Source organism: Pseudomonas sp. R4-84 (genome assembly GCF_054130985.1).
On sequence record NZ_CP096390.1, the window covers coordinates 417409 to 430877 of the forward strand.

At 63.4% G+C, this 13469-nt stretch carries 8 protein-coding genes; all 8 read right to left on the minus strand.

Going from position 1 to position 13469, the window contains the following annotated elements:
* Positions 1–65: 65 nt before the first annotated feature.
* The gene (gene yccS / locus M1D68_RS01945) at positions 66–2249 is read right to left on the minus strand and encodes a YccS family putative transporter (protein ID WP_420764969.1); all 2184 of its coding nucleotides are present in this window, start codon (positions 2247–2249) and stop codon (positions 66–68) included.
* Positions 2250–2425: 176 nt separating this feature from the next.
* Entirely contained in the window at positions 2426–3556 is a 1131-nt protein-coding gene (locus M1D68_RS01950; RefSeq protein ID WP_457970669.1) for an NAD(P)/FAD-dependent oxidoreductase, read from the minus strand.
* 194 nt (positions 3557–3750) lie between these two features.
* Positions 3751–5088 carry an ATP-dependent RNA helicase DbpA gene (gene dbpA, locus M1D68_RS01955; RefSeq protein ID WP_457970671.1) on the minus strand — a complete coding sequence of 446 codons (1338 nt, stop codon included), beginning with the start codon at positions 5086–5088 and terminating at the stop codon, positions 3751–3753.
* Positions 5089–5408: 320 nt separating this feature from the next.
* A complete protein-coding gene (gene mdtD / locus M1D68_RS01960; RefSeq protein ID WP_420764967.1) occupies positions 5409–6836 on the minus strand; it encodes a multidrug transporter subunit MdtD in 1428 nt (475 codons plus the stop codon).
* 174 nt (positions 6837–7010) lie between these two features.
* Positions 7011–8348, minus strand: coding sequence for a TldD/PmbA family protein (locus M1D68_RS01965; RefSeq protein ID WP_457969120.1), 1338 nt, complete (start codon positions 8346–8348; stop codon positions 7011–7013).
* Complete coding sequence (locus tag M1D68_RS01970) at positions 8348–9790, minus strand: TldD/PmbA family protein (RefSeq protein WP_457969121.1); 1443 nt, start codon at positions 9788–9790, stop codon at positions 8348–8350. Before M1D68_RS01970 ends, M1D68_RS01965 begins: the two co-directional genes overlap by 1 nt.
* A gap of 255 nt (positions 9791–10045) precedes the next feature.
* Positions 10046–11749 (minus strand): choline dehydrogenase, encoded by a 1704-nt coding sequence (gene betA, locus M1D68_RS01975; RefSeq protein ID WP_420764964.1) that lies wholly within the window; start codon positions 11747–11749, stop codon positions 10046–10048.
* 218 nt (positions 11750–11967) lie between these two features.
* The gene (gene betB, locus M1D68_RS01980; protein WP_457969123.1) at positions 11968–13440 is read right to left on the minus strand and encodes a betaine-aldehyde dehydrogenase; all 1473 of its coding nucleotides are present in this window, start codon (positions 13438–13440) and stop codon (positions 11968–11970) included.
* Positions 13441–13469 lie beyond the last annotated feature (29 nt).

Below are 13469 nucleotides of genomic sequence, written 5' to 3' on the forward strand. Positions count from 1 at the left end.
CCGCAGCGTGGCTGATCTCCTTCGCGAGCAGGCTCGCGAAGGGGCTGGTTTGGCCACCGCAACACTCAAGCCTCACTGGTGTCCTTGATCAAATGCGCCGCCAAGGTGCGCAACGGCCCCAACTGGCGGCAGATCAATGCCAGTTGCGTCTGCACCAGGCGCTGGCCTTCGTCGATTTCATCGGGCATCTGCTCAAGCTCGCTGGCGAGGGTTTCTTCCTCGTCGCTCTGGATTGCAATCGGCTGCTTGCTCGCCAGGCCTTGGGCGATTTCGTCGATGCTGGTCGCCAGTTTCACCCCCGCGCCGTCGATCAGGTACTCGCGCACGTCCGTGGGCAACTCCGTGCCCCGGTGGGCGCCCAGGCCCGACAGGTAGCTGAGCAGGGTATGGGAGAGCACCAGGAAGCGGAACCCGACATCGGCTTCCTTACGGAAGTGCCCGGGCTCCATCAGCATGTTCGCCAGCGTCGTGGACAGCGCGGCGTCGGCGTTATGGGCGTTGCGTCGGGCCAGGCGATAGGCCAGGTCGTCGCGCTTGCCGGCCGCGTATTGCTGCATGATCTGGCGCAGATAGATGCTGTTGCAGGTCAGCGTATTGGCGAGGACTTTGTTCAGCCGCCGCCCTTGCCAGTCGGGCAGGAACAGGAAAACCGCCAGCCCGGCGATCAGGCTGCCCAGCAGGGTATCGAACAACCGTGGCAGAAGCAGTCCATAGCCGTCCCCGACCTGGTTGAAGCAGAACAGCACCATGATCGTGATGGCGGCGGTGGCCAGGGTGTAGCGGGTGGTGCGGTTGGTGAAGAACACCACTCCGGCGACGATGGCGAAGCACGATTGCACCAGCGGGTTGGGAAACAGGTCGAACAGCGCCCAGGCCACCGTCAGGCCGATGGCGGTGCCGATGATCCGCTGGCCGAGCTTGCGCCGGGTGGCACCGTAATTGGGTTGGCAGACGAACAACGTGGTGAGGATGATCCAGTAGCCCTGGGAAGGGTGGATCAGATGCACCATGGCGTAGCCGACGCTCAGGGCCAGGGGCAAGCGCAGGGCGTGACGAAACAACAGCGAAGTGGGCGTGAGCTGTGTGCGCAGGCGCAGCCAGACGTCCTTGAGGTTGCGCGGCGAGCGGTCGAGGAGGCTGCTGTCGGAGGCATCGGCCAGGGCGTCGGGGTTGCTCGCATCACTGAGCAGGCGGTCCATCGTGCCCAGGTTCACCGACAGCGCCCGCAGCGAGCGCAGCAAGCCACGCCAGGCCGGGTTGCTCTGGATGCGTAGGTGTTCAAGGGACGCATGCAGGTCATTCAAGGCTTCGGCGAAGCTGTCGTCGTAGACGAACGGTTGGCGTAGCTGGATCGACTCGGCCAATGCCTGGCAGGCCTTGCCTTGCTGGCGCAGCAGACGCTGGCAACGGAACAGCACATCGCTGTGGAAGAAGGCCTCGGCCAGGGCGTTATAGGGGTAGTGGGACGAGCTCGCGCGTTCGTGGATGTCCTGAGCGAGGAAATAGAGTTTCAGGTAGCGGCTGACTTTCGAGCCCGGCCGGCCATTGCCGACGCGGTGCAGGATGATTTCCTTCGCGCTGTTGAGCGCAGCGACCACCCGGCCGTTCTGCTGGGCCAGTTCCAGGCGTCGTGCCTCGACGTCCAATTGTCGGACCGGTTCGAGCAACGACGACTTGAGCTTGAGGTAACGCCCCAGTTCACGGAAAAGTCGCGCCAGGCTCTGCTGCACCGGCTGGTTCGAAAACAGCGCGTGCCACAACACCGAGAGCAGGCCGTACCATGCGGCGCCCGCCACCAGAAGCAAGGGTTCATGCCAGAAATCCGTGACCGCGCCACCGCGTTGGTCCACGCCGATCATGGTATAGACCGACAGGATCAGAGTCGCCGAAGCAATGGCGCCATACCGCTCGCCCAGGGCGCCGAGCATGGTCAGGCCGAATGCCGCCAGGGCCAGGGCAACGATGAACAGGATGGGGTAGGGGAACAGCAATTCCACCGACAGCGCGGCGACGCTGAAGCACACGAGCGTCACCGCGAGTGCGTTGAGGCGGCCTTGCCAGCTGTCGTCGGTTTCGGCCAGGGCGCTGGCGATGATGCCCAAAAACAGGGGAATCAGCAGCGCCATCTCGTCCAGGTACCAGCACAGCCCCATGCTGCCGGTCAGGGCGATGAACACCCGCACGCTATAACTGAACTTGTCCAACGCCCAAAGGCGACGCAGTGACTGGCTAAACGAGGTCGATGACATGAAGTGCAAGGGCCTGACGGGCAATGACGCTAAATTGAGGCAGTAATGACGCCGATGCAATGGCGGCGATCACATCTGGCAGCAAAAAGTGTTCCTGCATGCCAAGGACACACCTTTACCCTGTGGCGAGGGAGCTTGCTCCCTCGCCACAAAAGCAGGCTCCACCTCGGTGAGAATCAGACGTACTGCGCCGCCGCATACCCTGACGCCCATGCCCACTGGAAGTTGAACCCGCCCAGGTGCCCGGTGACGTCCAGCACTTCGCCAATGAAATACAGGCCAGGGCTTTTCAACGATTCCATGGTCTTGGACGAGACTTCCCGCGTATCGACGCCACCCAGGGTGACTTCGGCGGTGCGGTAGCCTTCGGTGCCGGCGGGCACCACGTTCCAGCTCGCCAGTTTTTCGGCGATGTCGGCGAGCTCCGCGTGGGTGTATTGCTTCATGGGTTTGGAGACGAACCAGGTGTCCGCCAGCAGGTTGGCCATTTTCTTGGTGAACAGCTCGCCCAGCAAGGTCTTCAGCTCGCTGTTGGGGCGTTCGGCTTGTTGCTGTTGCAGCCATTGCGGCACGTCATGGTCGGGCAGCAAGTTGATCTGCACCGTGTCCCCTGGCTCCCAGAATGATGAAATCTGCAGGATCGCCGGACCGCTCAGGCCGCGGTGGGTGAACAGGATGTTTTCGCGAAAACTCTGGTCGTTGCAGCTCACCAGGCAATCCACCGAGGTGCCCGACAGTTCGGTACACAGGGCCTTGAGTTGATCGGTAATGGTGAACGGCACCAACCCGGCGCGGGTCGGCAGGAGTTGATGGCCGAACTGCTTCGCGACTTGATAACCGAAACCGGTCGCGCCCAGGGTCGGGATCGATAGTCCGCCGGTGGCGATCACCAGGGACTGGCAGGCGATCGGTCCGAGGGTGGTCTGCAACTGGTAGCCGCCGTCGGTCTTTTCGATCTGCTCGATGGAAGTGTCCAGGTGCAGATTGACGCCCGCCTGGTCGCATTCATCCAGCAGCAGGCCAAGGATGTCGCTGGACTTGTTGTCGCAGAACAACTGACCGAGTTTTTTTTCGTGATAGGGCACGCCGTGCTTGGCCACCAGGGCGATGAAATCCCACTGGGTGTAGCGGGCCAGGGCCGACTTGCAGAAGTGCGGGTTCTGCGAAAGGAAATTGCCCGGCTCGGTATACATGTTGGTGAAATTGCAGCGTCCACCGCCCGACATGAGGATTTTCTTGCCAGCCTTGTTGGCGTGGTCCAGCAACATCACTTGGCGCCCGCGCGCGGCAGCGGTGAGCGCACACATCAACCCCGCGGCGCCAGCGCCAATGATCACGGCTTCGGTAGAGCGCAAAACGGTGTCCTCTAAATGTGTCGCCACAAAACCCAGTGTGGGAGCGAGCTTGCTCGCGATGGCGGACTGTCAGACAACATCAATGTTGAATGTACCGGCCTCATCGCGAGCAAGCTCGCTCCCACAGTTTGATCTCTGTCTATCGGTCAGAGGATCCGCACCCGCAACGACCGACCCTTGATCTTGCCATCGTTCAGGCGTTGCAGCGCCTGTTTGGCGATCCCGCGTTCCACGGCCACATAGGCCTGGAAATCGAAGATTGCGATCTTGCCGACCTGGGCGCCGGGGATGCCGGCCTCGCCGGTCAGGGCGCCTAGGATGTCACCGGGGCGGACTTTGTCCTTGCGCCCGGCGCCGATGCACAGGGTGCTCATGGCCGGCAGCAACGGGCCGCCTCCCTGAGGCTTGAGGTTGTCCAGTTGGTCCCAGTTCAACGGCGATTTCTGCACTTGTTCGATGGCCTGGGCGCGATGGGCTTCGGAGGGCGCCACGAGGCTGATGGCGATGCCTTTCTCACCGGCGCGACCGGTGCGGCCGACGCGGTGGATATGGATTTCCGAATCCCTTGCCAGTTCGACGTTGATCACCATGTCCAGGGCATCGATGTCCAGGCCGCGGGCCGCGACGTCGGTGGCCACCAGCACCGAGGTGCTGCGGTTGGCGAACATTGCCAGCACCTGGTCGCGGTCGCGCTGTTCCAGGTCGCCGTGCAGGCCGACGGCGGAGATGCCCTTGGCCGTCAGATGATCGACGGTTTCCTGGACCTGCTGCTTGGTGAAGCAGAACGCCACGCAAGACGCCGGACGGAAATGCGCCAGGACCTTGACCACCGCGTCCATGCGCTCCTCGGGAGAAATCTCGTAGAACCGCTGTTCGATCTGCGCGTCGGAGTGCAGCGCTTCGGCCTTCACCTGCTGCGGGTCGCGCATGAATTTGGAAGCAAGTTGCTTGATGCCCACCGGGTAGGTCGCGGAGAACAACAGCGTCTGGCGGCGTTCCGGGGTCTGCTGGATGATGTCTTCGATGGCGTCGTAGAAGCCCATGTCGAGCATGCGGTCGGCTTCGTCGAGAATCAGTGTGTTGAGGCCATCGAGCACCAGCGAACCCTTGCGCAGGTGCTGTTGGATACGCCCTGGCGTGCCGACGATGATGTGGGCGCCGTGTTCGAGGGAGGCGATCTGCGGGCCGAAAGACACGCCGCCGCACAGAGTCAGGACCTTGATGTTATCTTCGGCGCGGGCCAGGCGGCGGATTTCCTTGGCGACCTGGTCGGCCAGCTCGCGGGTCGGGCACATCACCAGGGCCTGGCAGCCGAAATAGCGTGGGTTGATCGGGTTCAGCAGGCCGATGCCGAAGGCCGCGGTCTTGCCACTGCCGGTCTTGGCCTGGGCGATCAGGTCCATGCCCTTGAGGATCACCGGCAAGCTTTGCGCCTGGATCGGCGTCATCTGGGCATAACCGAGTGATTCGAGGTTAGCCAGCATGGCGGCGGACAACGGCAAAGTATTAAAAGCGGTGGCGATGGTAGTCACGGGACGGGCCTGCAAAACAAAATGTCGCGCAGTGTAGCAGCCTCGTGCCACTTTCTTCGAAAGATCTGGACGAGCTGTGGCGCAGTTCTGAAGTGGGCGAATTCCCCGTGGCGAGGGAGCTTGCTCCCGCTGGGGCGCGAAGCGGCCCCAAACCGGCCAACACGGTGCACCTGAAAGTTCGCATTGCCTGGATTGCGACTGCTGCGCAGCCGAGCGGGAGCAAGCTCACTCGCCACAAAAGCCCTGAAGCCTTAAAACCGTTCGAGTCCTATCTAGTGCTCGATATGCTCATCCGGCCGCTTGACCCGTCGCCCATCCTGCTTCGACAGCTGGGAAAAGATCGTCGCCGCCAGCATCGCCATGATCCCCACCGTCACAAAAGTCAATTGAAAGGCGCCCAGCACCGTGTCCACACCGTCGTTGCCGACCTGGGCGGTAAAGCCTCCCAGCAGGGCACCTGCACAAGCCACGCCCAGGCTCAGGGACAGTTGCGCCACCACCGACAGCAGGCTGTTGCCACTGCTGGCGCTGGCGTCGTCCAGGTCGATCAGGGTCACGGTGTTCATCGCGGTGAATTGCAGCGAGTTGATCGCTCCCAGCACTGCCAGGTGCGCCAGCAACAGCCAGTACGGTGTTTGCTCGCTGACCAAGCCCATGCTCGCCAGCATCACGCCGAGGGCAAGGGTATTGCCGGTCAGGACGATGCGATAGCCGAAGCGTTCGATCAGCGGGCGGGCCACGGACTTGGCGACCATCGCGGCGGCCGCCAGGGGCAGCATGCTCATCCCCGCCTGGGACGGTGAATAACCCAGGGCGACTTGCAACAGCAACGGCACCAGGAACGGCAGGGCACCGCTGCCCAGGCGCGCGAACAGGTTGCCGAGGATGCCCACCGCGAAGGTCCGGGTCTTGAACAGCGACGGTGGAAACAGCGCGTTCTCGACGTGCCCGGCGCGCACCCAGTAAGCCGCCAGGCAAGCCATGCCGCCAAACAGCAGCAGCATCACCCGCAGGTGCGGCAGGTGCAGTTCACCCAGCCCCTCCATGGCGACGGTGATCAGCACCATCGCCGCGCCGAACAACAGAAAGCCCACGCCATCGAAGCGCGTGCGCTCAGTGCCGCGCAGGTCCGGGATGAATTTCCATACCGCGTAACAACCGACCACGCCCACCGGCAGATTGATGAGGAAAATCCAGTGCCAGGTCATGTACTCCACCATCCAGCCGCCCATGGTCGGGCCGATCAGCGGGCCGAGCAGCCCGGGGATGGTGATGAAGCCCATGATTCGCACCAGCTCCGAGCGCGGGTAAGCCCGCAGTACCACCAGCCGGCCCACCGGCAACATCAGCGCACCGCCCAAGCCTTGGACGACCCGTGCGCCGATCAACATGCTCAACGAGTTAGACAAGGCGCACAGCAGCGAGCCGAAGCTGAACAGCAGGATCGCGCCGAAGAAAATCTTCTTGGTGCCGAAGCGGTCGGCAATCCAGCCCGAGGCCGGGATCAGCAAGGCCACGGTGAGCATGTAGGCAATGATCACGCCTTGCATGCGCAGCGGGTTTTCCGCCAGGTCGCTGGCCATGGCGGGCAGGGCGGTGTTGAGGATGGTGCCATCCAGGGACTGCATGAAGAAGGCAATCGCCACCACCCACGGAAGCCAGCGGGCGGTGACGGCGTCGAGGGGAGCGCGGTTGGGCATGGGACCTCTCGTGTGAAATAAAACAATTACCTGTGGCGAGGGAGCTTGCTCCCGCTGGGGTGCGGAGCACCCCCAAACCGGTGAACACGGTGTGCCTGACAGATAGCGTCGCCTGGATTACGACTGCTTCGCAGCCGAGCGGGAGCAAGCTCCCTCGCCACGGGGCACTGCGTGTTATAGCGTCAACGTGAGCTTCTTGACCAACGCCCCCGGCAGCAACATCGAGGCCGTGGCCCGCTGGCTGTAGGTGCTGGCCGAAAGCAGAAGTTCCCGCTCCCGGGTCAGCGCTTCGAGTTGCGAGCCGAGCAAACTGTAGACGCTGTCGTCGAAGCGCATGGTGCTCACCGGCGCCTGGATCTGACCGTTCTCGACCCAGAACGTGGCGAAGCGGGTCATGCCGGTCAGACGCGCCGCCGGTTGGTCGGAGTAGTTCAGGTACCAGAGATTGCTGATGTACAGCCCGGTGCCGAGTTGCTCGAGGATGTACTTCTGTTCCAATTGCCCGCCCTGCATGTCCAGCGCCGTGGGGTATTCATAGCTGCTGGCGCCGTTGGCGGCGAGGCCGTATTCGGCGGCGCTGCGGGAGTTGACCAGTTGCGCGTTGGCCATGCCCTTGGCGATCAGCCCCAGGTCATCGCGGGGATAACCTTCGTCGGAAAATGCCGGGCTCAATGAGCCGCTGACCTGCTCCGTCAACCACACGTTGGGACTGAAGTGGGCTTCGCCGGCGTAGAATTTCTGCAACGGGCTTTGCTTGCTGGCGATCGCCCGGGCCGAGAATCCGCCCCAACTGAGCATGCCCATGATTTCTTCCAGCGCGGCCGGCGCCAGGTAGGCGCGGTATTCGCCCGGCGGCAGCGTACGTAGGGGCAGGCCGAGGAATTGCAGCTGCTGGCGTGCCTGCTCGAAACGTTGGGCGAATCCTTCGCTGCTCCAGGCGTGTCCCGCGTAGCTGGCCTTCACGGCCTGGCCGTTTTCATGGAACAAGCTGAAGTCGAAGTTGAAACTGTTGGCCTGATGCCAGCCGAACGCTCCCGAGGAACTGGCGAAGCCACGACTGATGGGGCCTGCGGCGTAAAAGCCGACCAAGTCCAGGCCCTCGGCGGCACGGCTGATTTCAGCGACGGCTTGCTCGGTGTCCGGCAGGGGGTGGTCCTGCACGTTGTTGCTCTGCCAATGGTTGTGGTTGAGCAGCAGGTAGGGGTCGGCTGGCAGCAGCGGCAACGTCTCGCGCAACTGTTGCAACCCGTCGGCCAAGCGTCGCAGGTCGGTCTCGGTGTCGCCGGACAAGGTGATCTGCAGATCGGCATGACGGCCGTCATTGATCAACTTGAAACTGACGTTGGCCTGTTGCACCTGGCCGGCCTGACGGACCTTGCCGTGGTTGAAGCGCACGAAGGCCGACGACTCGGCGGCGTAGCCGAGGGTGAATTGCTCAGGTTCGCGCAACGCGTCGCGCAGCCAATCGACCAGCGCCTTGAACGCTCCAGCTTGATTATCGACGGTGCTCATCAGGCGTCTCCCCCAAACACATCCACTTTGCTAAACACACAGGCCGGCGACGCATGGCCAACGCGGATGACCTGGTTCGGTTCGCCCTTGCCGCAATTCGGTGTGCCAAGCACTTGGGAAGTGCTGGCGTCGCCCACGGCCCGCAGGCTCTTCCAGAACTGCGCGGAGATGCCCCGGTAGTTGGGGTTCTTCACTACGCCCTTGAGCTCACCGTTCTCGATCAACTGGCCCCATTCGCAGCCGAACTGGAATTTGTTGCGGGCGTCGTCAATGGACCAGGAGCGGTTGGTGCGCATCAGCACGCCATGCTCGATGCCTTGGATCAACTGCTCCAGGGATTGGTCGCCGGGCTCGATGTTCAGGTTTGCCATGCGGTCGATGGGCGGACGATTCCAACCGCAGGCGCGGCTGTTGGCAACACCGTCGAGGCCGGCGCGGAACTGCGACAGCGCGCCGCCCAATGGGCGCAGCAACAGGCCTTCGCGAATCAGGAACTGCTTGCTGGCGGCGGTGCCGTCGTCGTCATGGCTGTAACTGGCCAACTCCTCGGGAATGTCCGGATCGAAGGTCACGTTCAACAGGCTGGAGCCGTATTGCAGGTGGCCGAAATCCTCGGTCTTGACGAAGCTGGTGCCGGCGTAATTGCGCTCGTCGCCGAGGATGCGGTCCAGTTCCAGCGGATGGCCGATGGACTCGTGGATCTGCAACATCATCTGGTCGGGCATCAGCAGCAGGTCGCGGGGACCTTGGGGCGTGTTGGGCGCCATGAGCAATTGCAGGGCCTGGTCGGCGATCCTTGGACCGGCGCCGATCAGGCCGCAACGGCTGATCACATCGAAACCGCCTTGCTGGCCGAAATTTTCCCGGCCCAGGGTGCGGGTCTGGCTGTCGTTGCCGTCGAAGGCGGTGACGTCCAGGGCCGGGTAGATGAAGCGTTGGGCCTGGCGCAGTTCAGCGCCGGCGCTGTTGAGGTAGATCTGCTCGACCTGGGTCAGGCCGATGCTGGCCTGCCAGTTCACCAGGCGTTCGTCGGCGGGCACCGCGGCCGATTCGTCGCCGAGCAATTGGTAGCAATCGCTCAGGGGCGGGAAGGCCTGGTCGAAATGCGGCGAGAAGTAGTCGGCGCGGTCGCTGGACACCGGTTGGTCGCGCAGGTCCAGCAGGGCGTGGGGCTTGAGCTGGCGAGCGTATTGCTCGGCCCGCTCCAGCGCCGCTTGCAGGCCGGTCTGGGACAAATCATTGGTGGCGGCATACGCCTCGACACCGTTGACCCGCACGGTGAGCATGGCGCCTTCGTCGTGGCTCAGGCTCGGAGGTTCGGCGACGTTCTTGCGCACCGACAAGTGTTGGCCGGACTCGCGTACGTAACGCAGGGAAAAGAACTCAGCGCCCGTGCGCAAGGCAGCAAAACGCTGCTTGAGCTGGGGTTGGAAGTCAAACATGGAACCTCCTTGTCTGGAGTGGCGGTGCTGCGAGGTGCGGCGCATTGGCGCGGGCGGCTCTAGAGTAGGCCTGGGGCGGGGGAGGGATCAAGGCAGATGGGTACTTGCGATGTCAGGTCGGACGTCATCGCGAGCAAGCTCGCTCCCACGGTGGATCTTTGGTGGTCACAAAATCTGTGTTCACCGCCAATCCCCTGTGGGAGCGAGCTTGCTCCGGGCGGCGATCCGACGAAGGCCGCGCCGCAGTCTGGAGTCTTACTGCGCGGCCGTCGCCACTTCACGCAACGGCTTGCCGCGCACCGGCGCGTCGCCGGCGACGTAGTAAGGTGCGGTGCTGCGCGGCAAAGGCTTGCGGCCGCGGATCTTGTCGGCGATTTTCTCGGCGATCATGATCGTCGGCGCGTTCAGGTTGCCGGTGGTGATGATCGGCATGATCGAGGCGTCGACCACGCGTAACCCTTCCATGCCGTGCACGCGGCCTTCGCCATCCACCACGGCCATATCATCGGTGCCCATCTTGCACGAGCAGGATGGGTGGAACGCGGTTTCGGCGTGCTCACGGATGAACTGGTCCAATTGCTCGTCCGTCTGCACCTCGATGCCCGGGCTGATTTCGCGACCACGGAACGGATCGAGCGCCGGCTGCTGCATGATCTCGCGGGTCAGGCGGATGCCGTCGCGAAATTCCTGCCAGTCCTGCTCGGTGGCCATGTAGTTGAACAGGATGCTCGGGTGCTGGCGCGGGTCCTTGGACTTGGCCTGGATCCGGCCACGGCTTGGCGAACGCATGGAGCCCATGTGCGCCTGGAAACCGTGCTCTTTCACGCCGTTGCTGCCGTTGTAGTTAATCGCCACCGGCAGGAAGTGGTACTGGATGTTCGGCCAATCGAACTCGGGGCGGGTACGAATGAAGCCGCCGGCCTCGAACTGGTTGCTGGCGCCGATACCGGTGCCGTTGAACAGCCACTCGGCACCGATCGCCGGCTGGTTGTACCAGAGCAGCGACGGGTACAGCGAGACCGGTTGAGTGCAGGCGTATTGCAGGTACAGCTCAAGGTGGTCCTGCAGGTTTTCACCGACGCCCGGCAGGTCGTGGACCACCGGGATGTCGAGGTTTTCCAGCAGCTTGGCAGGGCCGACGCCGGAGCGTTGCAGGATCTGCGGCGAGGCGATGGCGCCGGAGCACAGCAGCACTTCCTTGCGCGCCCGGGCCTCGACGCGTTCTTCGGCGGCGCCCACCAGGTAACGCACGCCGACCGCGCGTTTGCCTTCGAAGAGGATCTTGTCGGTCAGGGCGTGGGTGACGATGGTCAGCGTCGAGCGCTTCTTGGCGACGTCCAGGTAACCGCGCGCGGTACTGGCGCGACGGCCATTGGGCGTGACGGTACGGTCCATCGGGCCGAAACCTTCCTGCTGGAAGCCGTTGAGGTCTTCGGTACGCGGGTAACCGGCCTGAACGCCGGCTTCGACCATGGCGTGGAACAGCGGATTGTTGCCAGGCTTGGGCGTGGTCACACTGACCGGGCCGTCGCCGCCATGGTAGTCGTTCGGGCCGATGTCTCGGGTTTCGGCTTTACGGAAATACGGTAGGCAATCGAGATAGGTCCAGTCTTCCAGGCCGGGCAGCTTGGCCCAGTTGTCGTAGTCCAGCGCATTACCGCGGATGTAGCACATGCCGTTGATCAGCGAAGAACCCCCCAGGCCCTTGCCGCGACCGCATTCCATGCGACGGCCGTTCATGTGCGGCTCCGGATCGGTCTCGTAGGCCCAGTTGTAGCGGCGACCCTGGAGAGGAAATGCCAGGGCGGCGGGCATCTGGGTACGGAAGTCGAGGCGATAGTCCGGGCCGCCGGCTTCGAGCAGCAAGACGGTAACGCCTTCGTCTTCGGTCAGGCGGGTAGCCAGGGTGTTACCGGCCGAGCCGGCACCGATGATGATGTAATCGAATTCTTGGGACATGAAATGTACCCTCTTTTGGAGTTGGTTCAGGTCGCGGTCATCGAGTGCCACATTCTCTGTGGCGAGGGAGCTTGCTCCCGCTCGGCTGCGCAGCAGTCGCAAACAGGGCGACCGTGTTCTGTCTGGATGAACCTGGGAGCTGGGTCGGGGCCGCTTCGCGGCCCAGCGGGAGCAAGCTCCCTCGCCACAAGGGCCCCGGCCTCAGGCTCGGTCTCAGATCAGAACACCGACGTGTAATCGCCCATTTCGACCTGCACCGACTTGATGCGCGTGTAGTTGGTCAGCGAGCTGATCCCATTCTCCCGGCCCACGCCCGATTGCTTGTAGCCACCGACCGGCATTTCCGCCGCCGATTCGCCCCAGGCATTGATCCAGCAGATGCCCGCTTCGAGCTGGTGGATCACGCGGTGCGCGCGGTTCAGGTCGCGGGTCACGACACCGGCGGCCAGGCCGAAGTCGGTATCGTTGGCGCGGCGGATCACTTCTTCTTCGGTTTCGTAGCTGAGGATGCTCATCACCGGGCCGAAGATTTCTTCACGCACGATGGTCATGTCATCGGTGCAATCGGTGAACACGGTCGGGGCCACGAACGCGCCCTTGGCCAGTTCGCCTTCTGTCAGGCGACCGCCGCCGCACAGCAGGCGCGCGCCTTCGGCCTTGCCTTTATCGATGTAGCCCAGCACGTTTTCCATGTGGGCAAAGCTCACCAGCGGGCCGAAGTTGGTGTTCTCGTCTTCCGGGTTGCCGATGCGGATGCGCGCCACGCGCTCGGCGATCTTGGCTTCGAAGGCAGCCTTCAGGTGGCTCGGCACGAACACCCGGGTGCCGTTGGTGCAGACTTGGCCGGAGCTGTAGAAGTTGGCCATCATCGCGGTGTCGGCGGCGCGGTCCAGGTCGGCGTCGTCGAAGATAATCAGCGGCGACTTGCCGCCCAGCTCCATGGTCACGTCCTTGAGCGAAGAGCTCGAGGCACTGGCCATGACCTTCTTGCCGGTGTCGGTGCCGCCGGTGAAGGAGATTTTCTCGATGCGCGGGTGCTCGGTCAGCCAGGTGCCGACTTCACGGCCGCTGCCGGTCAGCACGTTGAATACGCCCGCTGGAACGCCGGCTTCGGTGTAGATCTCGGCCAGTTTCAGGGTGGTCAGCGAGGTGACTTCGCTGGGCTTGAAGATCATCGCGTTGCCAGCGGCCAGGGCCGGGGCGGATTTCCACAGGGCGATCTGGATCGGGTAGTTCCATGCGCCGATACCGGCGACGACGCCCAGGGGCTCGCGGCGGGTGTAGACGAACGACGTGGTGCGCAGCGGAACCTGTTCGCCTTCGATAGCGGGCACCAGGCCTGCGTAATATTCCAGTACGTCGGCGCCGGTGACGATGTCGACGTAGCGGGTTTCGGAATAGGCCTTGCCGGTGTCCAGGGTTTCCAGGGCCGCGAGCTCATCGTTGCGTTCGCGCAGGATGTCCACGGCGCGACGCAGGATGCGCGAGCGCTGCATGGCGGTCATCGCCGCCCAGACTTTCTGGCCTTTTTCGGCGCTGACCACGGCACGCTCGACGTCTTCTTTCGTTGCGCGCTGCACCAGGGCGAGTACTTCACCGTTCGCCGGGTTGATGGCTTCGAAAGTGGCGTCGCCGCTGGCATCGCTGTACGCGCCATCGATGTAGAGTTTTTGCAGTTCGAAACGGGCCATAAAGTCCTCGCAAGTGCATAAGTGGTTGG

What these genes read in the sequence shown, in the direction of transcription:
- dbpA (WP_457970671.1), bottom strand. Translation starts at nt 5,088, where the DNA reads ATGCTGGCTAACCTCGAATCACTCGGTTATGCCCAGATGACGCCGATC.
- betB (WP_457969123.1), bottom strand. Translation starts at nt 13,440, where the DNA reads ATGGCCCGTTTCGAACTGCAAAAACTCTACATCGATGGCGCGTACAGC.
- M1D68_RS01965 (WP_457969120.1), bottom strand. Translation starts at nt 8,348, where the DNA reads ATGAGCACCGTCGATAATCAAGCTGGAGCGTTCAAGGCGCTGGTCGAT.
- betA (WP_420764964.1), bottom strand. Translation starts at nt 11,749, where the DNA reads ATGTCCCAAGAATTCGATTACATCATCATCGGTGCCGGCTCGGCCGGT.
- M1D68_RS01970 (WP_457969121.1), bottom strand. Translation starts at nt 9,790, where the DNA reads ATGTTTGACTTCCAACCCCAGCTCAAGCAGCGTTTTGCTGCCTTGCGC.
- M1D68_RS01950 (WP_457970669.1), bottom strand. Translation starts at nt 3,556, where the DNA reads ATGTGTGCGCTCACCGCTGCCGCGCGCGGGCGCCAAGTGATGTTGCTG.
- mdtD (WP_420764967.1), bottom strand. Translation starts at nt 6,836, where the DNA reads ATGCCCAACCGCGCTCCCCTCGACGCCGTCACCGCCCGCTGGCTTCCG.
- yccS (WP_420764969.1), bottom strand. Translation starts at nt 2,249, where the DNA reads ATGTCATCGACCTCGTTTAGCCAGTCACTGCGTCGCCTTTGGGCGTTG.